This is a genomic window from Nitrospirota bacterium (genome assembly GCA_016235245.1).
GTDB lineage: Bacteria > Nitrospirota > Thermodesulfovibrionia > Thermodesulfovibrionales > UBA6898 > UBA6898.
Genome location: JACRLO010000024.1, coordinates 1 through 22,844 on the forward strand (window position 1 = coordinate 1; position 22,844 = coordinate 22,844).

Below are 22,844 nucleotides of genomic sequence, written 5' to 3' on the forward strand. Positions count from 1 at the left end.
GCCCCCTAAAGGTCTGTGGTAGACTACCACGTTGATAGGCTGGAGGTGTAAGCGTAGTAATATGTTCAGCTGACCAGTACTAATTGACCGTGTGGCTTGACCCTTATTTCTCTTCCCTCCTGTTGTCAAAAAAACTTCTTGCCAAAAGAAAAAAACGTAGTAAGATAAAAACACATAAATACAAGGGGGCCGACAGAGCCCCTTTTCTTATCCTCAGAAAAAGGTGACAGATGAAGGAACGTGACATATTTGAAGAGATCATTGATGTCGGCAAGCGCCGGGGTGTGCTTACCTATGACCAGATCAATGAGGCTCTTCCGTCTGAATACTTTTCTCCCGATGAAATAGAAGATCTCATGGACCTCCTGCAGGACATGGGGGTAAAGGTTACCGACTCGGTAGAGGATGAAACGCCCATCGAAGAGGAACTTGATGAAGAACCGGTTGAATACGAAAAAACCGAAGACCTCGTGCAGGCATATTTCCACTCTATGGGAGACATCTCTATCCTGACGAAGGATGAGGAAACCGAGCTTGCCAAGCGCCTGGAAGAGGGAAGAAATATCATCCGTGATATCGTTGTGGCAATGCCTCTCTACAAGAATGTAGAGGAGCAGCTTGCGCTTGAGCGTGAGCTGCTTGGCGAGGAAGAGGAGATCGAAGATCAAGAGGTTGAAGAGGGCGAAGAGGAAGAGAAGCCTGATGAGGCATTAATCAAGAGCCTGAAAATTCTCGACGAACGCATGCGAGAAATAGAATCTTCTGACCGAAAGATCGGTCGGCATGGAAATCTCAAAGACCTCAAGAAACTCATAAACGACAAGAAGAAGAAAGAAATCAATCCGCTGAAGCTTAACGAACTGGCAAAAGAGATACAGGCTAAATACAAAAAAGTTGAAGCGGAAATAGGAATCAAGATTGATGAGCTGAAAGAGAAATGGGACAGGGTTGCCAGGGCACGGTCGCTTGTTATGGAGGCGAAAAATGAGCTTATTACGCGAAACCTCCGTCTTGTAGTCAATATTGCAAAAAACTATGTTGGAAGAGGTCTTCCTCTCCTTGATCTTATTCAGGAAGGCAACATCGGACTGATGAAGGCGGTTGATAAGTTCAAGTATGAGAAAGGCTTCAAATTTTCGACCTATGCAACGTGGTGGATACGCCAGGCAATAACACGCGCACTTATTGACCAGACAAAAACCATACGTGTTCCCGTGCATATGATGGAGTTTTATAATCGTGTTACCAAGGCTTCGAGAGAGTTGACTCAGGCATTGGGCAGAGAGCCGAGCAATGAAGAGATTGCAAAGAAGCTGGGTGTTCCTACCCGGAAAGTTGAAGAGGTTTTCCGCGCGATACAGGATCCCATTGCGCTGCAGACTCCAGTTGGCGATGAAGACACAGAATTGGAAGACTTTATCGGCGATAAAAACAGTCCATCTCCCTATTCCGATGCTGAAAGAAACGAGATCTCTGATCAGATCCTAATGATTTTGAAGACGCTGACACCAAAAGAAGAAAAGGTGATCAGGATGAGATTTGGCATTGGTGTTGACAGGGATCATACCCTCGAAGAAGTCGGCAGACATCTTTCAATTACACGCGAACGAGTAAGACAAATAGAAGCAAAGGCCCTTAGAAATCTAGCGATTGCTGCAGAAAGGATACTTCTGCTTTTCTGCCTCTGTTATCAGATTTCCCTTTGTGATGGCATCTGTGCTTTGTCTGACGACTGCCACGGAAGTCGATTCCTGTACTTTAATTACCTGTATTAGTCCATTTGAGACCGTAAACTTCCCTTTATTGGCCGTTTTCAGGAGATCGCCAACTTTCATATTATCCTTTTTCCCCTTATCAATATAAACAATGTCAAACTGGCCGTTATTAAGGCGAAGTTGCCGAGCCTCGACAATGTATCCATTAATTTTTGGCGTTCCGCACTCTATTTCAGAGACAAACGGCGGGGTTTCTTTCTGATAGGCTACAAGTATATCTTCAATGTTTACATCAGAAAAACTTTCTATAATCTGAGCAGGTGTCTGCCCGTCATATTCGGACTTTTTTATTTCGGCAATGCCGGTAATTTCAATAAGATAGCCCAGGATACTTTTTGTGACAGGATGCTTTACAACGGGACCTTTTCTCAGAAGATAGAAACGGTCGCCAGGCTTAGCAGCCGCCTTTGTCTTTACGAAGACCATATCATGGGTGCCCAAAAGGGTTTTTCCTGAAGGCGATCCAATGACTAGTCCCAAATCATTTATCGCACTTGCAATATAGCCACTTGATATATAGGCATTAGCGTTGACAAGCGGCTTGGGTTTAGGTGGTGCCGGCTCAGCTATCGGGATGGGAGCAGGCTTGGGCTGTTCTGGCTCGATAACAGGCTCTTCCTTTTGTATCTCCTTCTGGAGCAGATAAAGAGGTATCTTTACGATCTGCCCCGGTATAAGCTTATCTGGATTCGCAATGTCCGGGTTTTCCTTCCAAACCTTTGGCCAGAGAAAAGGATCATTAAGCTCCTTCCTGGATATATCCCAAAGGGTATCACCCTGCTGCACTTTATAATCCTTAATCTCCTGCTCTTGAGCAAGCGCAAACGTTGTTACGCCCACCAGGACGATTACAATCAACATTATTAGTTTTTTATTCAGCACGATACTTCTCCTTTTTTAAAGTTATTCCTCAACTAAAAACATAACCGGAAACACCAAAACTGTCAAGCATAATCTCGCCTTGTGTCAAGCCTTGCTTACATGCTTCTTCCGGCCAGTTGCAAAAAATATGTCTTTAACAGAAAATATAACAAAAAGCAATCAGGAGTTCAGATGTCAGGAATAGAAATATATGTCAAGAATGAACAGGAAAAAGCACAGTTAATAAAGGACTATCTTGCTCCCGATGATCTTTATCTCAGGGCGCTCGATACTCTGAAGGATGAGATGATAAGCCAGGGAGTGGACCTTGATACCGGAGAGGGTAAGAAGAAGTTCATACTTGCGGTCAGAGAGTTGAACTCCCGGTTTGGAACAGAGCTGCACAAAGAACTTCCTTAACCTTTTCCCCTATGCAGCCTCTGCCGCGCCTGAAAGCTGATCTTCTGAAGATTGCCAATCCTGAAAAAGCGAAAACCCTTGCCCGTTTTTTTAAAACAGGCAAGGGTCAATACGGCGAGGGTGATATCTTTCTCGGTATTATGGTGCCTCAACAGCGGCGAATAGCAAAGAAGTATGCAGCCCTCTCCCTTCAGGACATTAAAGCACTCCTTGCAAGCAAGGTTCATGAACACCGGCTTATCGCTCTGTTTATTCTGGTCGGTCAGTATCAGAAGGCTGATGAGCAGGTTAAAAAGAAGATAGCGGACTTCTACCTTACTCACGCCTCCTGCATCAATAACTGGGATCTTGTGGATCTTTCTGCGCCCCATATCCTGGGTGATCATTGTTATGGGGAAAATCCGACTATGCTGTATCGCCTTGCAGAATCAGACAATCTCTGGAAAAGGAGAATTGCTATTATGGCAACCTTTGCGTTTATAAGAAAGGGCAGCTTCAAAGAGGCACTTGCTATCTCCGGGATGCTGCTGCACGACAGACACGACCTGATCCATAAGGCCGTGGGCTGGATGCTTCGGGAAATCGGCAAAAGGGATGTACAAAGAGAAGAAGAGTTCCTGAATAAGCATGCTCATGAGATGCCCCGCACCATGCTCAGATATTCTATAGAGCGGTTCGATGATAAGAAAAGACGCTACTGGATGAACAAAAAAGGACCCTGTCTCAGCATCCCGTTAAAGAAACGGTCAATAGAGAGGGGCAGAGAATAACTCCTCTGCCCCTCTCTATGAAATGCATATCAATCGCTGTAGTTCGTAAGTTATGAAGCGATCTCAGCAGCAATCTCTCTGCTGAAGGTGACCTGTCCGTTGTCGACATCAACCTCAACAGTATCACCTTCCTGAAACGAACCATCGAGGATCTTCTTTGCGAGCTCGTTCAGGATCATCTTCTGAAGCACTCTCTTGAGCGGCCTTGCACCATATGTGGGATCAAACCCTATCTCAGCGAAGTATTCTTTTGCCTTCTCGGTCAGCTTCACGTCAATATTTTTCTCCCTGATATATTTCTTCATCCGCTCAACCTGGATATCAACAATACTGGCGAGGAGTTTCCTGGTAAGCGGATTAAATATAATTATCTCATCGACCCGATTCAGGAACTCTGGCTTGAAAAATGCCTTCAGGTCCTGCATCACCCTATCTTTGAATTCCTGCCCGGAATTATCTATCCAATAGGCGTCAGGGTTTTTTTCTTTTTCTATAAGCATTTCCTGAATATGCGTACTCCCAAGGTTGGATGTCATAATTACTACGGTATTCCTGAAATCGACGGTTTTACCGTGACTATCCGTAAGTCTGCCATCATCAAGGAGCTGCAAAAGAAGGTTGAACACCTCAGGATGAGCCTTCTCGACCTCATCAAAGAGCACAACAGAGTATGGCCTTCTTCTGACTGCTTCGGTAAGCTGCCCGCCTTCTTCATACCCAACATAGCCGGGGGGCGCTCCTATGAGCCTTGAGACGGTATGACGCTCCTGATACTCGGACATGTCGATTCTGATCATCGCATTTTCATCATCAAACAGGAACTCCGCCAGGGCCTTTGCAAGCTCCGTCTTTCCGACCCCGGTGGGCCCAAGGAATATAAACGATCCGATCGGCCTGTTCGGGTCCTGGATGCCTGCGCGTGCCCTTCTGACAGCATCTGAGACAGCCTCAATTGCTTCGTCCTGCCCGATAACCCGCAATCTGAGGCGGGCATCCATATGAAGCAGTTTCTTTATCTCGCCCTCAAGCATCTTTGTTACGGGGATGTTCGTCCATTTTGAAACAACCTCTGCTATATCTTCCTCGTCGACCTCTTCCTTGAGCATTTTCCCCTTTTGCTGAGCACCAATAAGCATGGTATTCTCCGCTTCAAGGGACTTCTGAAGTTCAAGAAGTCTTCCATATCTCAGTTCCGCAGCCTTAGCGAGGTCTCCTTCACGCTCAGCCTTCTCAGATTCGCTCTTCGTCAGTTCGATTTGCTCCTTCAGATTCCGAATTTTGAAGATAACTTCTTTTTCGCTCAGCCACTGAGCTCTGAGTTCACCCCTCTGGCCATCAAGAGCTGACATTTCCTTTTCTATCTTTTGGAGCTTGTCTTTTGATTCCTTACCGTTGTCTTTCATCACAGCCTGCTTTTCAATCTCAAGCTGCCGAATCCTGCGCTCTATCTCATCAAGCTCAACGGGCATACTGTCGATCTCCATTCTGAGCTTTGATGCAGACTCATCGATCAGATCGATTGCCTTGTCCGGCAGAAACCTGTCGGTTATGTAGCGGTGAGAAAGCACTGCCGCAGAGATTAGCGCCGAGTCCTTTATTTTTACGCCGTGATGTACTTCGTATTTGCCTTTAAGGCCTCTCAATATTGAGATTGTATCTTCAACAGACGGCTCCTTGACCAGGACAGGCTGAAATCGTCTTTGCAGCGCCGGGTCTTTTTCAATATATTTACGGTATTCTCCAAGGGTAGTCGCACCGACACAGCGAAGTTCTCCCCTAGCCAATGCCGGCTTGAGCATATTGGATGCATCAACAGAGCCCTCAGCGGCTCCCGCGCCTACAAGGGTATGGAGTTCGTCAATGAAAAGGATGATTCTGCCTTCTGCCTCTTCGATTTCCCTGATCACAGCCTTCAGCCGGTCTTCGAACTCGCCCCTGAACTTTGCTCCTGCAATAAGGGCTCCCATATCAAGGGCCACGACTTTTTTATTTTTCAGGGTTTCGGGTACATCACCGGCAATAATCCTCTGTGCCAGACCTTCAGCCATTGCGGTTTTCCCGACTCCAGGATCACCAATGAGAACAGGATTGTTCTTGGTCCTCCTCGAAAGTACCTGGATAATCCTCCGGATCTCTTCATCACGACCGATTACCGGATCCAGCTTTCCTTTGGCTGCAAGCTCGGTAAGGTCCTTGCTGAACTTTTTCAGAGCTTGGTACTTTTCTTCGGGGTTCTGGTCAGTGACACGCTGGCTTCCACGGATCTCCTGCAGTGCTGCGAGGAGTTTTGCAGGATCCACGCCATATTTTTTAAGAATGTCTGAGGAAGGACAACTGACCGAAAGTACTGCTATCAGGAGAAGTTCTACACTGACATACTCGTCTTTCAGCCGTTCTGCCTCTTTTTTTGCTGCTTCAAAAACTTCTTTCAATTTCGGTGTAATATAGATCTGGCCAACAGGTGTTGCGCTTATCACCTTCGGCATACGGTCCAGGGCAGTCTCGATGTCCTTTTTCAGGAGCAGCGTGTTTACCCCAACCTTTTTTATAATCTGTAAAGCAACACCTTCTTCGTCATCGAGCAGAGACCAGAGAAGGTGCTCCACATCGATCTGCTGGTGTCCCTTTCTCTCGGCAAGTCTCTGCGCATTCTGCACTGCCTCCTGGCTTTTTATCGTAAACTTATCCATGATAGTTCTCCTTACTCTGTTTTCAAGGCCCTGCGTAGTTTATCTCTAAAGTCCTTCCTGATCTCATCTTCAAGATGTTCCATCATCTCCTCCATCTCCTGCTGGAGCACCTCCATGCGATGCCTCATCCTGAGAATAATATCAACGCCGGCTCTGTTTACACCGAGCTCCCTGGTCAGTTGAAGGATGAGATTGAGTTTTTCAATGTCGCTCTCCGAATATATCCTCTGTTTCTTTGCCCGGCTGGGCTGTATGAATCCTTCTCTTTCATAAAGACGCAACGTCTGGGGATGCACATTCAGGAGCTTTGATACGATGCTGATCAGATAAACGGGCTCGTCCTTGTCACGTCTCTTCATTTCCTCACCATTCCTTTTCTTGGTGACTCCTTGTAGAGTGCCTCAATACTCTGAATTGCAGCCTTCTCCTGCTCGGTAAGATTCTTGGGTACAGCCACTTTTATTGTCACGAACTGATCGCCTCGCCTGCCTGTTTTTGAAGAGGGGAAGCCTTTGCCCGAGAGTTTGAACTTTTGGCCGCTCTGTGCCCCCGGAGGCAGCGTCATAAGGGTCCCGCCTTCCATGGTCGGTATCTCAATCTTGGCCCCGAGTGCTGCTTCTCCAAAGGTAATCGGCAGATCGAGGTAAATATCGTTTTCTTTTCTGGTAAACAGCGGATGCGGCCTGATGGTAATTTCAATCTGCAGGTCCCCATAGCTGCCACTGCCGTGTCCTGCAGCTCCCATGCCCTTTAGCCTTACACGCGAGCCCGTGTCAGCCCCGGCAGGAATCTTTACCTTAATCGACTCTGTGTGAAGCATCATGCCTCTTCCGGCACAATGTCGGCACGGCTTTGTGGTCTTTCTGCCCGTTCCGCTGCATGGAGGGCAGGGCTGGGCCATCTTAAAGAATCCTTTTGATGCGGTCACCTTGCCGGTGCCTTTACAGTTGTCGCACTGTTGAAACGTTTCTGCTCCTGTGCCATGGCATTCTTTACATGCGACCTCCCTGTTGAACGTTATCGGTTTTGTGACGCCAGAGAAGGCCTCCTCCATCGAAAGCTCAAGACCCATTACCAGGTCAGACCCTCTCAGGTCAGCCTCATGTTGCCCACCACCATTACTGAAGAGATCGGAAAAAATGTCCCCAAAACCACCAAAATCAAATCGGTCGCCGGAGGTGTAGGCCCGATAATCGAAGCCAGGGCCGCCGCTGTCAAAAGGAGATTTGCCAAACTGGTCATAATCAGCTCGTTTTTTCTCATCGCCTAACACCTCATATGCCTCACTCAGTTCTTTGAACTTATGCTCAGCAGTCTTGTCTTTGGGGTTGAGATCAGGATGGTATTTGCGTGCCAGCTTCCGGAATGCCTTTTTGATCTCATCCTGGGAGGCTTTTTTGTCCACTCCCAGCGTTGCGTAGTAATCTTTCGCATTATTGGCCATGATTTCTCCTTGTTTCCATATGATATAACCTTAGTCGATTCATGTCAAGTATGTTTCTATGAATATAACTATAGTGCCTGATAGGATAATTGAAATCTTCGAGGAAAATTACTTGGTTGGTTTCAGACGTCGCAGTTTTTCAACGGCAACCATCAGAATTGAAAGCGCTGCCGGGGTCATGCCCTGTATTCTGCCGGCCTGACCGAGACTGTCTGGTCGAATCTCTTCAAGTTTAAAGAGGAGCTCTCTTGATATTCCCGGCAACAAACGGTAATCAAAATCAGACGGAATTTTTTTGTTTTCGATCCCCAGAAGCCTCTCTGCAGCTTCCATCTGCCGCCGGATATATCCTTCATACTTTGTCTGAATTTCAACCTGTTGCTCAATATCGTCATTCAGCAGGGCAAAGGAAGGGGCAAGCTCCTTTATTACGGCATAGGAAACTTCAGGCCGCTTGAGAAGTTGGTCGAGCGTGATGTCTTCGTTGATAACGGATGTGCTGAGGGCATTCAGCGTGTTGTTGATCACAGATGGTTTTATCCTGACTTTTCTGAGTCTCTGCGTTTCTTCTTCAATCTTTGCCTTCTTATCTACAAACCGGTCATACAGATCGCCGGCTAACAACCCGATGTCATGGCCTTTTTCCATAAGCCTGAGGTCTGCATTGTCATGCCTCAAAAGAAGCCGGTATTCTGAGCGAGAGGTGAACATGCGGTATGGCTCCTGAGTCCCTTTTGTAACCAGGTCATCAATAAGAACGCCGATATATGCTTCATGTCGTCCAAGGATGAGGGCCTCTCGCCCCTGAATTTTCAGGGCAGCATTGATGCCTGCCATTAGCCCCTGAGCAGCAGCCTCTTCATACCCTGATGTGCCGTTAATCTGGCCTGCAAGGAACAGGCCCTCAATCTTCTTTGTCTCAAGAGAGTGCTTTAGCTGTGTAGGGGACACAAAGTCATATTCAATGGCATAGGCGGGCCGCATGATCTCGACCTCTTCGAGGCCTGGGATAGTTCTCAAAAAACTGAGCTGAATATCATAGGGAAGACTGGTAGAAACACCATTTGCATAATACTCTGTTGTTTCAAGTCCTTCCGGTTCGAGGAAAACCTGATGCCGCTCTCTGTCAGCAAACCTGACGATCTTGTCCTCGATAGAGGGGCAATAGCGCGGACCGATGCCGGTTATCTTGCCGCTGTACATGGCAGAACGCTGCAGATTTTCCCTTATTATGGCATGAGTTTCCTTGTTCGTATAGGTTATGTAACAGGGTAGTTGTGGGTTTACGATCTTTTCGGTGCCATGCGAAAACGGAAGTGGAGGATTGTCACCATATTGTGCTTCAGTTTTTGAAAAATCAATGGATTTTGCATCCAGCCGTGCAGGTGTTCCTGTTTTTAGTCTGCCGAGTTTCAATCCAAGCTGAGCGAGACTATTGGAAAGTCCGACAGAAGGGAGCTCGCCTGCCCGACCTGCTTCAAAACTGTCGTGGCCTATATGCATCAGGCCTTTAAGGAACGTTCCGGCAGTAATAACCACGCACTTTGTGTCATAGACAGTTCCAAGGGATGTCTTCACTCCGCATATCTTGTTATCAGGCGCAAGAATTTCCTCAATGGTCGCCTGCTTGATGTCGAGCTTCTCCTGCTCCTCAAGCATTCTCCGCATTCTGAGCCTGTACAGGACCCTGTCAGCCTGAGCCCTCAAAGACCAGACAGCAGGCCCTTTTGACTTGTTCAGCATCCGAAATTGAATGCCAGCCTTGTCAGTCACCTTTGCCATCTCGCCGCCAAGCACATCGATCTCCCTTACAAGATGACCCTTGGCAAGTCCGCCAATCGCCGGATTGCAGGACATCTGTCCAATAGTGTCGAGGTTCATCGTGAAGATACAGGTTGAAAGCCCCATGCGTGCAGACGCCAGAGCAGCCTCACAGCCGGCATGTCCGGCTCCGATAACGATCACCTCATATGTTTTATTCATAGTCATGAATTCTTATTATAAGATAATTCCTGTTATCAGCGCACCGGAAGGCCTGCCTTCAATGCTGGAATAAACCGCAATCTGCATGCTAAAATAGCAAATCTTTAATCCCACGGAGAGAATACATGGCTGAAGTAGTCCCTTTCAAGGGAGTCCTGTTTAATGTCCCGAAGGTGTCAAAAAGCTCAGGGGAGGAGCTTCTTGCGCCGCCCTATGACATCATAACTCCTGAAGACAGGTTGGTCTTATATGCCAAGAGCCCTTATAACATTGTCAGAATAGACTTTGGCATCAAGAATCCGGAAGACAACGAGCATGAAAACAGGTACACAAGGGCGAAGGCATCCCTTGAAAGCTGGCTGAAGGAAGAGGCGCTTGTTTCAAGCCGCAGACCCGGTTTCTACTGCTACGAGGTGGCCTATACCATGCAGGGCAAGAAACTGACCTTGCGGGGATTTCTCGGTCTGGTAAAGCTTGAGGCCCTAGGCAAGGGCAATATCCATCCCCATGAATACACTCACTCCAAGCCCAAGAAAGACCGCCTCGACCTGATGAGATACTGCGAGGCGAACATTAGCCCCATTTTTTCGATATACAACAGCCCTGAAAAGAAGGCCTCCGGGATACTTCAGGACAAAAGCAGGGAGAAGCCCTATATCGAGGCAATGGATGCAAGCGGTTCTGTTCATCGCCTATGGCAGATTGATGACGATAAGAGTGTTGGCGCAATAACTGCAGAACTGGCTAACAAAGCGGTCTTTATCGCTGACGGCCATCACCGGTATGAAACAGCCCTTGAATACCAGAAGGAGATGCAGAAAAAGGAAGGACCATCCGGCTCGCCAAGGCCTTATGACTATGTGCTTATGTTCCTTGCAAATATGGCTGACGAGGGCCTCACTATCCTCCCGACTCACAGGCTGGTGAAGGAGTTTCCTGCAGATGCGCTCGAACAGCTTTCAGCAGACTTTGACATACGGGAAATGAAGATCACTGACGATATACCCTCAGCAATCGCAGGCAGAAGAGATATGTATGGATTATACACAGGAGGCGATACCTGGCATAGTCTGAGCTACAAAGGCGAAGGGATCCATGGTGTGCCGCCTGAACTTAGGGACCTTGATGTGACAATTCTGCATGATCTCATTTTTAAGCAGATCCTGGATATTGAGGCAGTGTCCTATGAGATGAATCTGGAGAAATGCCTGCAGGCTGTAAGGTCAGGTGATTTCAGCGCTGCTTTTTTCCTGAATCCAACAGGTGTCTATGATGTGGAACGTGTTGCGCTTGCATCTCTCCGGATGCCGCCGAAATCAACCTACTTTTATCCAAAGCTTATGACCGGTATGGTTTTGAATATCTTTAAAAATTCTTTATAACGGAGGTCCTCATGGCATTACGCGTAGCAATTAACGGATTTGGCAGGATTGGAAGGAATTTTCTCAGGACAAGTAAAGGAGTCACTGACTTCGAGATCGTTGCGATCAATGATCTCACCGATGCTCCGACCCTTGCACATCTTCTCAAATACGACTCAGTGCATGGCATATTTAGTTCGGATGTGACGGTAAAGGAGAGCAGCCTTTTCGTTGACGGCAAGGAGATCAAAATAACGGCAGAGCGTTCGCCGGAGAACCTGCCATGGAAGGAACTCGGGATCGATATCGTCATCGAGTCTACCGGCCTCTTCACCGACAGGGAAAAGGCAGCAAAGCATCTCGATGCGGGCGCGAAGTATGTGCTGATCTCGGCGCCGGCCAAGGAGCCTGATATTACGGTCTGCCTGGGTATCAACGAAGAGAGTCTGGACCCGGCAAAGCATAAGATCATCTCAAACGCCTCCTGCACCACCAACTGCCTTGCCCCGATCGCCAAGGTCCTGCATAAGGAATTCGGGATCGTCAGGGGCCTGATGACGACGATCCATTCCTACACCAATGACCAGCGGATTCTCGACCTGCCTCATAAGGACCTCAGGAGGGCCCGTGCAGCAGCCATCTCGATGATCCCTTCGACGACCGGCGCTGCCAAGGCGATCGGCCTGGTGCTGCCTGAACTTAAGGGCAAACTCGACGGTTTTTCGATGAGGGTCACGACCCCCAACGTCTCGGTGGTCGACCTCGTGGCAGAGATGCAGAAGGATGTGACTGCCGAGGAGATAAATGCTGCCATGAAGAAGTGGGCAGAGGGGCCGATGAAGGGTGTCCTGCAGTATGTCGATATCCCGCTTGTCTCGGTCGATTTCAATGGGAACCCGCATTCCTCGATATTCGATGCGACCCTCACCCGGGTCATGGAAGGCCGGATGATCAAGGTCATATCCTGGTATGACAATGAATGGGGCTACAGCACGCGGCTTCGGGACCTGATCCTCTACATCATTAAAAAAAGAGGGTAATCCATGGCCAAGCAGAATGGGAATCCGATGCCGATCAAGGATGTTCTTGGGAAACTCGCTATTGATGATCTGAGGCTGAAAGGCAAGCGGGTCTTTATCCGGGCAGATTTCAATGTTCCTCTGGATGACAACCTCCGGATTACGGATGACAGCAGGATTCGTTCGACTCTGGCAACGATCAACTATGCGATAGACGAAGGAGCAAGGGTCATCCTTGCATCCCATCTCGGCAGGCCAAAGGGAAAACCTGACCCCCGGTACAGCCTTGCACCTGTTGCAAAGAGGCTGCAGAGACTGCTTGACAAGGATGTGATATTTGCTCCTGACTGTATCGGTTCCCAAGTCGAAAATATTGTTTCGAAGATGAAGGATGGTGATGTGGTTCTTCTGGAAAACCTGAGGTACCATGCTGAAGAGGAGAAGAATGATGAAGACTTCTCAAAGAAACTGGCAAGCCTTGCAGACTTTTTCATCAATGATGCATTTGGCGCTGCTCACAGGGCTCATGCATCTACGGTAGGGATTACCAGGTTTCTCACATCGGCAGCCGGATTCCTGATGAAAAAGGAAATTGAATATCTCAAGGGAGTTGTGGATAACCCGATCAGGCCATTTGTCGCGATATTGGGCGGCGCAAAGGTATCAGGGAAGATTGGCGTGCTCGAGCATCTTGAAAACAAGGTGGACAAAGTCATCGTGGGCGGCGGCATGGCCTTCACCTTTATCAAGGCAATGGGTGATGAGGTCGGCGACTCGCTGGTTGAGACTGAGATGATCGAGACAGCTCAGAGGATCAGGAAAAAGCTCAAGTCAACCGGCATTAAGTTCTATCTGCCTGTTGACTGTGTTATTGCGCAGAGCCTTGAACCTGGTGCTGAAACTAAGATCGTGCCTACGCTCGAGATTCCGAAGGGATGGAGGGCGCTGGATATCGGGCCTGCAACCGTGAAGCTTTTCTCAGAGGCGCTTGAGAATGCAAAGACAATCCTCTGGAACGGCCCCATGGGAGTCTTCGAAGTAGATGCTTTTTCGCGTGGGACCTATGCCATAGCGAATGCTGTAGCCGATGCCTATGCTCTCACTATTGTGGGCGGTGGAGACACTGACCTTGCAGTACATAGGGCTGGCGTGACCAATGCGCTTTCTTTCATCTCAACAGGCGGCGGTGCATCTCTGCAACTTCTTGAGGGCAAGGAACTTCCGGGTATCGCAGCGCTAACAGACAGAAAAGCCGAGTAGCAGCAAAGACGAAAGGCACAATAAAAAAAGCAGGGCAAGTCTTCTTGCCCTGCTTTTATGTTTTTTAAACACTGAGAAGTTGCTACGGTATTACCTTGTTCAGCCGATATTCAACAATGCCTGATGCGCCGGCTTTTTTAAGTCTTGGTATCAGTTCGCGGACCTTTCTTTCATCGATAACAACGTCGAGATCATACCAGCCACTGTCAGAAAGGGCCGATATGGTGGGTGAGTGCATAGCCGGCAAAATGGTCAGCAGACGTTTCAGGTCGGTCTGTTTAACGTTCATCTTCATGCCGACCTTTTCCTCTGCAGCAAGCGCCCCTTTAAGAAGCATAACCAGGTTCTCCATCTTCTGCTGCTTCCATCTGTTCTGCCAGGCCTTCTTGTTTGAGATGAAGCGAGTGCTTGACTGGAGTATCGTCTCGACAATCCTGAGATTGTTTGCGCGAAGAGAAGACCCTGTCTCGGTCAGTTCAACGATAGCATCAGCGAGATGAGGGGGCTTCACTTCCGTGGCGCCCCACGAAAAATCTACCTCTGCCTTGATCTTGTTCGCCTTCAGGTATCGCTTTGTGAAGCCTACAAGTTCAGTCGCTATTCTCTTGCCGTTGAGGTCCTTAATGGTCTTGATTTTTGAATCATTGGGGACAGCAACGACCCAACGGACCGGTTTCAGCCCTTCCTTTGCATACGTCAGTTCAGCGACCTCTTTTATGTCAGCGTTCTGTTCCATGATCCAGTCATATCCTGTGAGACCGCAGTCGATAATGCCGCTTTCAACGTACCGGGCCATTTCCTGCGCCCTGATCAGCATGGACTCTATCTCCACATCATCGAATATCGGATAGTAAGAGCGGCCGGACACAGCCACATGATAGCCTGCCTTTCTGAAAAGCTTTAAGGTCGCTTCCTGCAGGCTTCCTTTCGGCAGGCCAAGCCTGAGAATTTTCTTTGTTTGTTTCATTCAATCTTCCTTTCTGAATATACAATACATAGTTTACGTCAAGAGTTCTTCTTTCCTCACACGAATCGTGTTCCCATGCGCCTCAAGTCCTTCTATATCAGCGATAGCTTCGACGACAGTGGAAAGACGAAGAAATCCTTCCCTGGTGAAGCCCAGAACACTTGAACGCTTATAAAAGTCATACACCCCAAGGGGTGACGAGAAGCGTGCGGTGCCGCCTGTGGGAAGCGTATGGTTAGGTCCTGCAGAGTAATCCCCTAACGCCTCAGGACTCCAGGGGCCAAGGAACATGGCTCCTGCGTTTTCGATCAGCGGCACAATATCAATCGGTTTTTTTGTCATGATCTCAAGATGTTCAGGTGCAATTGAGTTTGAGAGCGCAACGGCTTCCTTGATGTTTTTTGTAACAATGATGGCCCCATAGTTTTCGAGTGAAGCTTTTGCGATCTTTTTTCTCTTCAGCTTGTTGAGCTGACGTTCAATCTCTTTTGCTGCTGCCTCGGCAAGTCTCCGGGAATCTGTAATCAGGATAGAGGAAGCAAGCTCGTCATGCTCTGCCTGGCTCAGCATGTCTGCTGCCACGAACGCCGGGTGTGTTGAGCTGTCGGCAATGATAAGAATCTCACTGGGGCCGGCGACCATGTCTATGTCAACGATCCCAAATACCATCTTCTTTGCTGTTGCAACAAAGATATTGCCCGGACCGACGATTTTGTCCACTTTCCTGATGCTCCTGGTGCCGTAGGCAAAGGCTGCTACTGCCTGGGCCCCGCCAATACGGTAGACCTCTTTTACGCCTAACATTTCAATAGCGGCCATGACATAGGGGTTCATCAACCCGTCAGGCGCAGGAACGCAGAGCGCTATCTCAGCCACCCCAGCCACCTGCGCAGGGATGACATTCATAAGAACGGTTGAGGGATATGCGGCTTTGCCGCCCGGGATATATGCGCCGATTCTTTTGAGGGGCCGAATCGCCTGACCAAGGATTGTGTCGCCCTCAGTGAAGGACCAGGAGTGTTCCTTCTGCATCTCATGGAACCGTCTGATGCGTTTTGCCGAGACCTCGAAGGCCTTGATGATTTTGGGGTCAGCCTTCCCTGCTGCCTTCCTGATCTCTGCTTCGCTCACCTTCAGCCTGGAGGCTTTTTTATCATCAAACTTTTGGGTATATTTCAGGACCGCCGTGTCACCGTTTTTACGGACATCAGCAAGGATAGTCTCCACCGTGCGGAGCACAGAGCTGCTTACAGAAACATTGCGGGATTGCAGTTTTTTGAGAAATGCCGACAGGTCGCTGCTCTTGCTTATTATTTTCATGGTGATTAATTCTATCGTGTAGCCTGCAATTATTCAAGCAAAGAGAAGCGGGACGCAAAGAATGACTACTTCTTCACAAAAACTATGGCAAAGGATACATGCTAAACGGTGAATTCATTCAGCTGCTCAATGAATTCTTCGAGGTGTCCTTCCTCTTCATGCAGAATATGCGTAAGCAGTTTCTTGATCTTCTCATCAGGGATGATCGCAATATGATCCTTGTACATGGCGATGGCACCTTTTTCGAGTTCGATCAGTCTCCTAAGATATCCTTTGGGGCCGCCTTTGCCAAAGTTCAGCTCACGGTGCTCCATCGACGGTATGCCTCCCAGATCAACGATCAGTTCGGAAAGTTTTTCTGCATGCCTCATCTCGTCTTTTGCGATCTCTTCCATTTCCCTGCTCGGCCTGCATTGGGGCGTTACAAAACTGTCTCTCATATAGATGAGGATCGCCTCGATTTCACCGGTCAGGTCCTGATTCAGAAGGTTTATAATGGCCTGTTTCTTCATGTTCTGAGCTCCTTCAGTATTTAAGCTTTGCTTTTTCCAGGTTGCCGATAACAACGAGGACATAATTCTTCGTATCGAGATATTTCTTTGCCACCCTGAGGATATCCTCCTGAGTGACCGCATTGATGAGGGAAGGATACTTATCAACATAATCCATCCCAAGGCTGTTAAACTCCACAGCAAGAGCAAAGCCTGCTATTTTGCTGTTAGAGTCAATGCGCAGGGGGAAACTTCCGGTAAGATATGATTTCGCATCCTGAAGCTCCCTGTCACTCACAGGTTCTGCTTTAATGCGCTCCATTTCCCTGAGGACTTCGTCGATAGCAGCATTTGCAGACTCATTTTTTGTCTGGAGGCCTGCCTGGAAACTGCCGCTGAACCTGCTTGCAGAAAAGAAGCTGTGCACATCATATGCAAGACCCTTGTTGTCGCGGATATTGTCCATAAGGCGCGATGCAAACCCGCCGCCCCCCAAAATGTAGTTCATAACAGACACTGCGTAGTAGTCGGGGTTGTCACGGCTTATGCCGAGATGTCCAATGATAATGTTTGACTGGGTGAGGTCCTTGTTTGTTTTGATAACGGTCGGATTATTTTTTGCGCGGATACCGGGAAGGGGTATTGAAGGGATGTTTTTTTCTTCCCATTGGCCTAAATGCCTGTCCAGGAGAGCCTTCAATTCATCCCTGCTGATGTCGCCTACGACAGACATGATCGCGTTGTTTGGTGCAAAGAAGGAGGCATGAAAGTCAATAATGTCCTGCCTGCTGATCAGGTCAAGGGACTCAATGGTTCCCTGTACCTGCCTTGCATAGGGATGCTCCCCAAACACAGCCTTTGAAAAAGCGATAGAGGCAAGAGCGCCGGGCTCTTCGTTTTGCTGGATGAGCCAGTTCCTGGTGATCCTTTTCTTTCTCTTTAGCTCCTCTTCGTTAAAGGCAGGGTTCATCAGTATGTCAGAGAGGAGATCAAAACCAAGATCAATGTCCTTCTTCAGGACTGAAAGGGAGATTGTGGTATAGTCAGCACCTGCTGAGGCGCTGAGCGAACCGCCCACAAATTCAATTGCTTCACTGATCTGCCGTGATGTTCTTTTTTGTGTTCCTTCACTCAAAAGCGCTGCAGTCAGATATGCGAGCCCCGCCTTGTCAGAAGGTTCGACAACGCTTCCGGCCCTGACTGCCATGACGATTGTGACAATCGGCAGTGCCTTTCGCTCTGCATGGAGAAGGACCATGTTGTTTGAAAGTATATCCTTTTCAGCCAAAGGACTGCCGGATGCCTGAGATGCAAGAAAAATAGCAAGCAGCATGATAATGAAATGTTTAACAATTTTTTTCATTGCGCCACTCCCTTTGCGAGCGGAATCAGAATGCCTGTCGTCTTTTGTTCGTCAATGAGATATTTCTTTGCAGCGCGGCTCACATCTTCAGGCGTTACCTTGCGGATACCTTCAAGATATTTGTCGATAAACTTCCAGCCTACGGTCATCTCAAATGAGCCGATCGTTTTAGCCTGCATGTAAATCGAATCCTGCTGCATGATGAACGATGCCTCGACCTGGTTCTTTGCCTTCTGGACTTCCTGGGCTGAAGGAAGCTCGTTTTTGATCTTTTCAATTTCCTCAAACATGGCCTTTTCAACATCCTCTATCTTTTTGCCCTGGCCTGCCGTTGCCCCAGAGAAGAAGAGAAAGGGAGCCTTATAAAGACCCTCGTACCCAGCCCATGCAGATACGGCTATCTGCTTCTCATAAACAAGCGAGCGATAAAGTCTGGAGCTCTTCCCATCCGAAAGAATGCTGCCTAACACATCAAGGGCAAATCCATCCGCATGGGTAATATTCGGAGCCTTATAGACCGAAAGGAGATAAGGGAGTTCAGCTTCTTTTTTTACATAAATCCTGCGCTCCCCTTTCTGCTCGTCCTCTTCGACGGTTATTGCCGGAATTGGAGGCCCTGCAGGGATGCTGCCGAAGGCTGCCTTTATTTTGGCCAGGATCTCCCGCTGATTTACGTCTCCAACTACTATGATCACTGCGTTGTTCGGTGCATAATATGTCCTGTAATGACTGACAAGGTCATCAGGGTTGAGCGTTTTCAGGTCAGACATCCAGCCGATAACAGGCCAGCGATAGGAATGGTTTTTAAACGCAGCAGCAAAGACTTCTTCCATCACAAAGTTCTGCGGGTCATCCTCATAGCGCATTCTGCGCTCTTCCATTACTACATCGCGTTCTGAAAGCACTGACTCCTTTGTCAGGATAAGGTTCTGCATGCGGTCCGCCTCAAGCTCGATCGGCAGGCTGATGCGGTCAGATGCAAGAAGTTCGAAATATCCGGTATAGTCCTTTGACGTAAACGCATTATCTGTGCCGCCTGACCGCTGAATGGTCTGGGAAAATGTCTTGGGCCCGTGATTTTTTGTTCCCTTGAACATCATATGCTCAAGCAGATGACTCAGGCCGGTCTTGCCGGTCTTCTCATTGAGTGAGCCTACCCTATACCAGATCTGGAATGTGGCTGTCGGAGCTTTGTGGTCCTCGACGATCAGGACCTTGAGGCCGTTGTCGAGCATATACTCATTGATCGGCAGTGCATAAGACGAAGCAACAAACAGTAAACTGATAAAAAATGCTGCAAAGGTTTTCTTTTTCATACTTCTATTTTACCGATATAGCATTATACTTGCCAAAGGATAATGAAAACCTACCTGATGCCGTAGCCGAACATCGTATAGAAAAAGTGACCGTTGATCGTATAGGAGTCCATGCCCCAGCTATCAGGGATGGGCCAATACGGTTCGCCGTCCCTGATAGCCTTGAGAGCTGCATCATCAAGCATCTTATATCCTGAAGTTCTTATTAGTTCCAGAGCCCCTAGCCTTCCATCCTTCCTGATAGTGAAGCTGATTTTAAGGTCTCCATAGAGTCCTTTTTTGCTCGCTTCAGGCGGATACTCCCAGATGCTCTCGATCTTCTCCTTCAGTTTTCTCATATATCCGGCGTACCGATAATCCTGCGATTCAAAGGTGATTTGGTCATTTTTTTTCTTAGCACCATCACCTTTTCGAGCCGCATCGCCTCTCGCATTAATGTCGAAAAGTTTTTCCCGATTTGATGCCTCACGCTTGCTTGCCTGGCTGCTGCTTTTGAGGAAGCCAGGCTTGGAAGAACTCTCTTCAGGGGGTTCATCGCCATGGGCCTCGCTTTTTCCAGGCTTTGGCGATGCTCCTTCGGGGAGTGGCTTCCCGTCGTCCTTCCCTTGCCCCGGGACCATAGGCTTATCCTGTGAGGGCGAGGTTTTTGGAGGAATCTTGGTAACAGGAGGCAGCGGTTTCAGGGATTTGGGAACGACTGGAAGAGGTCTGGCGTCGGGCGGGACCGGAATCGGTTTTGCCGGCGGCGAAGGCAGTATCTCAGGGCTTTTTGCCTGCTCAGGGGTAACGAGTTGGGTAAAAAATTCCCGCGCCTTACGGGTCTTTTGCTCCGGCAGAAAATATATGCCGATGAGGATGATCGCATGGAGTGCTACGGAAATAAGCAGAAACCTTTTTATGGCCAATGGTTCTCTTTCCTGTTGAAGATATCTAACGTAGTATAAACCTCATTCAGCAATTTTCAAAGGGTCTTGCGTCAAGAACGCTCACCATAAGGAGAAGGACTGTTGTTATTCAGAAACTGGGGGGGAAAGGACAGTGAATCTTTGCCTTTCTGAGCGAAGAAGGTCCTGCGAGGTAATAGGCAGCGATCTTAAAAAAGAAATTTCCGACCGTGCCAGATACTGTTCCGTCCCTGTTTTCTGACCATATCATGGTCTTATGGAGGTTGTTGATCGCGATGATAAGGTACACATGGTCAGCGCTCATTCCATCAACATCTTCCCGGCTGGGACGTGGCAAGCCCTTTTGAGGCCCAAACTGCGTATGGGAATGAAAATCCCCGACAATCTGAAGTCTGTCCATCCGTTCGAGAATAGGCAGGATCTGCTTGTGGCTTCTGTCAAGGGATACAACGCCTTTCGGTTTTCTGTCGGCAGTCTGAAGGCTGTAGGCATGCTCCACAATATAACGATCCTTCAGCTTATAGCCGAGCAGAAAACCAAGACACTCTTTTTTGTACACCTCTGCTGAACTCAGCAACAGATCTATAAAAGCGTTTTCTGATAAATAGACTCTCATTCCCAATGCTTAGGAAGGCGTACTGACAGAACAGGGCAAGGAGCATAGCGTACTACCTGCTCTGCGGTGCTGCCAAAAAGGAGCCTGTCAAGGCCGGTTCTGCCATGAGTTGCCAGGACAATAAGATCGATCTTGTTTGTTTCTGCAAACTTGGTGATCTCCTCATAGGGGATGCCTTTCATTACAACATGTTCAATGCCCTTGAACCCTCTCATCTCTTCGATAAAGGTCTTCTCAAGCTCTGTTTTCGCGCCTTTTTCGAGATCCTTATACATTTCTTCAACAGAGATGTGAGGGACATACCATCCTGTTGTTCTGGCAACGTCATAAATGACGTGCATAAAGAACAGTTTTGCATCGTAGCGTTTTGCGAGATCCACGGCATACGGCAGAGCGTTCTTTGAACCCTCTGAAAAGTCAGTTGCAAAAAGGATTGTGTTGAGCTTCATCTTAAACCTCCCTAAGGTATTTGGCTGCGTCTTCAGGTGATGTCGGCAGAATATAAAAGCCTGATCCCCATTCAAATCCGCTTGTTCTTAAGAACCGCGGCATGATCTCAAGGTGCCAGTGAAAGTCCTCCCCGAGGGTGTGCCAATGGTCTTTTCGGGGAACCCTGTTTGGTGCAGAATGTATGAAGTAATTATACGAAATGTTCGGAAAGAGTGCCTTCAGTTTTTTTATTGCAGAAGAGAGGATGAGAGCCAGGTCTTCAAGTTCGTCTGGACGAATATCCTGGAATGCGCAGTTATGTCTTTTCGGCAGTATCCATGTCTCAAAGGGAAACTTTGATGCATAAGGGCAGAACGCCGCATAATGGCGCGTTTCGAGAATTACTCTGCTGCCGACCCTCAGCTCCTCGCGCATGACATCACAGAAGATGCATCGCTCCTTATAGGCAAAATACTGTTTGGCGCCATCGAGCTCTTCCTTGACCCTCTTGGGGATTACCGGTGTGGAGGCAAGGTGAGAAACGGGATGATCGAGATGGCTGCCGGCTGATATCCCGTGGTTTTTATAGATGAGGGTGTATCGCAGGCGGGAATCTTTTTCAAGGTCTGCAATGCGGTCCCTATACGTCTGGACAACGCGCGTCATCTGTTCAAGGCCCATGTTCTCAGGCTGGACATTATGGTAAGGTGATTCAATGATAACCTCATTCGCTCCAATGCCGTTCATTTTGTCATACATGCCCTCGCCTCTTCTGCCGAGGTCTCCCTCAACCGTGAAGACAGGGTTGGTGTGTGGAATAACTCTGCTCCACCAGGCATCAGAAGCGCCTGTTGACGAAGTGTTCCGAATGCGCATGATCTCTCCCGCCGTCTCGCTCTCGCGGCCAGCGCAGAGAATACAGCCCTTATCGCTGAGGCGTTCAGAAGCAAGTTCCTGCCGGTATTCGGAGGGAGGAGCAGACTCACTGAGTACTGCTATCCATCTTCCCAGCAAGGGATCTTTTCTCAGTTCAGTGGGGGCAGTTTTTTTCATAGAGTATCTTTAATCCCTCTAAGGTCAGTTCCGGTTTAAGGAGATGAGGCCTTTTGATAAAATTATTGACCAGGAAACTGTATCCTCCCGTTACTATCGTATTGAACATCAGTCCTGTTTCCGTCTCCATCTCTTCAATAAGCCTCTCAACAGCACCTGCCGTGCCTATTAATAGCCCTGACAGTATGCAGCCTGTCGTGTCCTTTCCAAGGACTGATTCAGGCTCTTTAAGCTCAACCTGTTTGAGCTTCGAAGTCTTTGCTCCAAGAGAGTCATTCATAAGGCCTATGCCCGGCATGATCGAGCCTCCGATATAACAGCCTTGCCCATCGACAACCGTAATCGTCGTTGCAGAGCCAAAATCTATTATCGCAGCCGGCCCTTGAAAAAGAGAAAAAGCCGCTGTTGCATTTGCTATCCTGTCTGTCCCGAGTTGTTCAGGAGCAGATATTCTAAACCCTATTGCCGAAAGAGTACTGTCAAGAACCAGGATGTTGGTTTTTCCTTCTCCTGAAAGCCCTTTCAGGACTTTTCTGAAAACATTAGTATGGCTCGGGACTACTGATGATATTATACCGTTGATAGCTGATTTTGCTATATTATTTTCTTTCATGTATGAAAGCAATAACAACTTATATTCGTCCTCTCCCTTTAAGGGATGGGTCGGAATACGCTGCATAAAAAGGCCATTGTCCAGGAAATAACCTATAGTTATCGAGGAGTTGCCGATGTCTGTTGCAATAAGCATAATAATAGTTAATTTATATCGAACGTTCCTACTATATGTATGTGTGTATACAA

The 22,844-nt window shown here is 48.2% G+C and carries 20 protein-coding genes and 1 rRNA gene; 7 read left to right on the top strand and 14 right to left on the bottom strand.

Annotated features, from left to right (window positions below):
* The 4 genes from HZB31_11400 to HZB31_11415 form a co-directional block, all read left to right on the top strand.
* Positions 1 to 104: ribosomal RNA gene (locus tag HZB31_11400) — 23S ribosomal RNA — on the top strand; the annotation flags it as partial.
* Between the two features lie 126 nt (positions 105 to 230).
* The gene (locus HZB31_11405) at positions 231 to 1,775 is read left to right on the top strand and encodes a sigma-70 family RNA polymerase sigma factor (protein MBI5848530.1); all 1,545 of its coding nucleotides are present in this window, start codon (positions 231 to 233) and stop codon (positions 1,773 to 1,775) included.
* A 1,053-nt stretch (positions 1,776 to 2,828) separates the two neighbouring features.
* Positions 2,829 to 3,056, top strand: coding sequence for a hypothetical protein (locus tag HZB31_11410; GenBank protein MBI5848531.1), 228 nt, complete (start codon positions 2,829 to 2,831; stop codon positions 3,054 to 3,056).
* 11 nt (positions 3,057 to 3,067) lie between these two features.
* Entirely contained in the window at positions 3,068 to 3,826 is a 759-nt protein-coding gene (locus tag HZB31_11415; GenBank protein ID MBI5848532.1) for a DNA alkylation repair protein, read from the top strand.
* 50 nt (positions 3,827 to 3,876) lie between these two features.
* On the opposite strand, the gene clpB is transcribed toward HZB31_11415, so the two are convergent.
* The 4 genes from clpB to mnmG all read right to left on the bottom strand — a co-directional run bounded on the left by clpB (position 3,877) and on the right by mnmG (position 9,949).
* A complete protein-coding gene (gene clpB, locus HZB31_11420) occupies positions 3,877 to 6,516 on the bottom strand; it encodes an ATP-dependent chaperone ClpB (protein MBI5848533.1) in 2,640 nt (879 codons plus the stop codon).
* Between the two features lie 11 nt (positions 6,517 to 6,527).
* Positions 6,528 to 6,875 carry a MerR family transcriptional regulator gene (locus HZB31_11425; protein ID MBI5848534.1) on the bottom strand — a complete coding sequence of 116 codons (348 nt, stop codon included), beginning with the start codon at positions 6,873 to 6,875 and terminating at the stop codon, positions 6,528 to 6,530.
* On the bottom strand, positions 6,872 to 7,960 hold the full coding sequence (dnaJ, locus tag HZB31_11430) for a molecular chaperone DnaJ (protein MBI5848535.1): 1,089 nt from the start codon (positions 7,958 to 7,960) through the stop codon (positions 6,872 to 6,874). The genes HZB31_11425 and dnaJ overlap by 4 nt, the downstream gene beginning before the upstream one ends.
* Before the next feature lie 108 nt (positions 7,961 to 8,068).
* Positions 8,069 to 9,949 carry a tRNA uridine-5-carboxymethylaminomethyl(34) synthesis enzyme MnmG gene (gene mnmG, locus HZB31_11435; GenBank protein MBI5848536.1) on the bottom strand — a complete coding sequence of 627 codons (1,881 nt, stop codon included), beginning with the start codon at positions 9,947 to 9,949 and terminating at the stop codon, positions 8,069 to 8,071.
* A gap of 119 nt (positions 9,950 to 10,068) precedes the next feature.
* On the opposite strand from mnmG, the gene HZB31_11440 reads away from it, so the two are divergent.
* Genes HZB31_11440 through HZB31_11450 form a run of 3 tightly spaced genes read left to right on the top strand, consistent with a single transcriptional unit; the run spans position 10,069 to position 13,583 of the window.
* On the top strand, positions 10,069 to 11,325 hold the full coding sequence (locus HZB31_11440; GenBank protein MBI5848537.1) for a DUF1015 domain-containing protein: 1,257 nt from the start codon (positions 10,069 to 10,071) through the stop codon (positions 11,323 to 11,325).
* Between the two features lie 11 nt (positions 11,326 to 11,336).
* Entirely contained in the window at positions 11,337 to 12,344 is a 1,008-nt protein-coding gene (gap, locus tag HZB31_11445) for a type I glyceraldehyde-3-phosphate dehydrogenase (GenBank protein MBI5848538.1), read from the top strand.
* Positions 12,345 to 12,371: 27 nt separating this feature from the next.
* Positions 12,372 to 13,583 carry a phosphoglycerate kinase gene (locus HZB31_11450; GenBank protein MBI5848539.1) on the top strand — a complete coding sequence of 404 codons (1,212 nt, stop codon included), beginning with the start codon at positions 12,372 to 12,374 and terminating at the stop codon, positions 13,581 to 13,583.
* A gap of 82 nt (positions 13,584 to 13,665) precedes the next feature.
* Here HZB31_11450 and HZB31_11455 read toward each other — a convergent pair whose 3' ends face one another.
* The 10 genes from HZB31_11455 to HZB31_11500 all read right to left on the bottom strand — a co-directional run bounded on the left by HZB31_11455 (position 13,666) and on the right by HZB31_11500 (position 22,791).
* Positions 13,666 to 14,550, bottom strand: coding sequence for an ATP phosphoribosyltransferase (locus tag HZB31_11455; protein MBI5848540.1), 885 nt, complete (start codon positions 14,548 to 14,550; stop codon positions 13,666 to 13,668).
* Positions 14,551 to 14,583: 33 nt separating this feature from the next.
* Positions 14,584 to 15,870 (bottom strand): histidinol dehydrogenase, encoded by a 1,287-nt coding sequence (gene hisD, locus HZB31_11460; protein MBI5848541.1) that lies wholly within the window; start codon positions 15,868 to 15,870, stop codon positions 14,584 to 14,586.
* A gap of 101 nt (positions 15,871 to 15,971) precedes the next feature.
* Positions 15,972 to 16,382, bottom strand: coding sequence for a ferritin-like domain-containing protein (locus tag HZB31_11465; protein MBI5848542.1), 411 nt, complete (start codon positions 16,380 to 16,382; stop codon positions 15,972 to 15,974).
* A gap of 13 nt (positions 16,383 to 16,395) precedes the next feature.
* Positions 16,396 to 17,724 (bottom strand): insulinase family protein, encoded by a 1,329-nt coding sequence (locus HZB31_11470; GenBank protein ID MBI5848543.1) that lies wholly within the window; start codon positions 17,722 to 17,724, stop codon positions 16,396 to 16,398.
* The gene (locus HZB31_11475) at positions 17,721 to 18,959 is read right to left on the bottom strand and encodes an insulinase family protein (GenBank protein ID MBI5848544.1); all 1,239 of its coding nucleotides are present in this window, start codon (positions 18,957 to 18,959) and stop codon (positions 17,721 to 17,723) included. The genes HZB31_11470 and HZB31_11475 overlap by 4 nt, the downstream gene beginning before the upstream one ends.
* A gap of 131 nt (positions 18,960 to 19,090) precedes the next feature.
* Complete coding sequence (locus tag HZB31_11480; protein MBI5848545.1) at positions 19,091 to 19,945, bottom strand: energy transducer TonB; 855 nt, start codon at positions 19,943 to 19,945, stop codon at positions 19,091 to 19,093.
* Between the two features lie 109 nt (positions 19,946 to 20,054).
* Positions 20,055 to 20,561 (bottom strand): Mov34/MPN/PAD-1 family protein, encoded by a 507-nt coding sequence (locus HZB31_11485; protein MBI5848546.1) that lies wholly within the window; start codon positions 20,559 to 20,561, stop codon positions 20,055 to 20,057.
* Positions 20,558 to 21,010, bottom strand: coding sequence for a universal stress protein (locus tag HZB31_11490; GenBank protein MBI5848547.1), 453 nt, complete (start codon positions 21,008 to 21,010; stop codon positions 20,558 to 20,560). Before HZB31_11490 ends, HZB31_11485 begins: the two co-directional genes overlap by 4 nt.
* 1 nt (position 21,011) lies before the next feature.
* Positions 21,012 to 22,043, bottom strand: coding sequence for a galactose-1-phosphate uridylyltransferase (gene galT / locus HZB31_11495; GenBank protein ID MBI5848548.1), 1,032 nt, complete (start codon positions 22,041 to 22,043; stop codon positions 21,012 to 21,014).
* Positions 22,021 to 22,791, bottom strand: a complete 771-nt coding sequence (locus tag HZB31_11500) for a type III pantothenate kinase (GenBank protein MBI5848549.1) — start codon at positions 22,789 to 22,791, stop codon at positions 22,021 to 22,023. The genes galT and HZB31_11500 overlap by 23 nt, the downstream gene beginning before the upstream one ends.
* Between the last annotated feature and the right edge of the window lie 53 nt (positions 22,792 to 22,844).

Coding starts and splice junctions, on each gene's coding strand:
- HZB31_11470 (MBI5848543.1), bottom strand. CDS start 17,724: ATGAAAAAAATTGTTAAACATTTCATTATCATGCTGCTTGCTATTTTT.
- gap (MBI5848538.1), top strand. CDS start 11,337: ATGGCATTACGCGTAGCAATTAACGGATTTGGCAGGATTGGAAGGAAT.
- HZB31_11455 (MBI5848540.1), bottom strand. CDS start 14,550: ATGAAACAAACAAAGAAAATTCTCAGGCTTGGCCTGCCGAAAGGAAGC.
- HZB31_11425 (MBI5848534.1), bottom strand. CDS start 6,875: ATGAAGAGACGTGACAAGGACGAGCCCGTTTATCTGATCAGCATCGTA.
- HZB31_11410 (MBI5848531.1), top strand. CDS start 2,829: ATGTCAGGAATAGAAATATATGTCAAGAATGAACAGGAAAAAGCACAG.
- HZB31_11415 (MBI5848532.1), top strand. CDS start 3,068: ATGCAGCCTCTGCCGCGCCTGAAAGCTGATCTTCTGAAGATTGCCAAT.
- dnaJ (MBI5848535.1), bottom strand. CDS start 7,960: ATGGCCAATAATGCGAAAGATTACTACGCAACGCTGGGAGTGGACAAA.
- HZB31_11405 (MBI5848530.1), top strand. CDS start 231: ATGAAGGAACGTGACATATTTGAAGAGATCATTGATGTCGGCAAGCGC.
- HZB31_11465 (MBI5848542.1), bottom strand. CDS start 16,382: ATGAAGAAACAGGCCATTATAAACCTTCTGAATCAGGACCTGACCGGT.
- HZB31_11475 (MBI5848544.1), bottom strand. CDS start 18,959: ATGCTCGACAACGGCCTCAAGGTCCTGATCGTCGAGGACCACAAAGCT.
- HZB31_11450 (MBI5848539.1), top strand. CDS start 12,372: ATGCCGATCAAGGATGTTCTTGGGAAACTCGCTATTGATGATCTGAGG.
- HZB31_11490 (MBI5848547.1), bottom strand. CDS start 21,010: ATGAAGCTCAACACAATCCTTTTTGCAACTGACTTTTCAGAGGGTTCA.
- mnmG (MBI5848536.1), bottom strand. CDS start 9,949: ATGACTATGAATAAAACATATGAGGTGATCGTTATCGGAGCCGGACAT.
- galT (MBI5848548.1), bottom strand. CDS start 22,043: ATGAAAAAAACTGCCCCCACTGAACTGAGAAAAGATCCCTTGCTGGGA.
- hisD (MBI5848541.1), bottom strand. CDS start 15,870: ATGAAAATAATAAGCAAGAGCAGCGACCTGTCGGCATTTCTCAAAAAA.
- HZB31_11485 (MBI5848546.1), bottom strand. CDS start 20,561: ATGAGAGTCTATTTATCAGAAAACGCTTTTATAGATCTGTTGCTGAGT.
- HZB31_11440 (MBI5848537.1), top strand. CDS start 10,069: ATGGCTGAAGTAGTCCCTTTCAAGGGAGTCCTGTTTAATGTCCCGAAG.
- HZB31_11500 (MBI5848549.1), bottom strand. CDS start 22,791: ATGCTTATTGCAACAGACATCGGCAACTCCTCGATAACTATAGGTTAT.
- clpB (MBI5848533.1), bottom strand. CDS start 6,516: ATGGATAAGTTTACGATAAAAAGCCAGGAGGCAGTGCAGAATGCGCAG.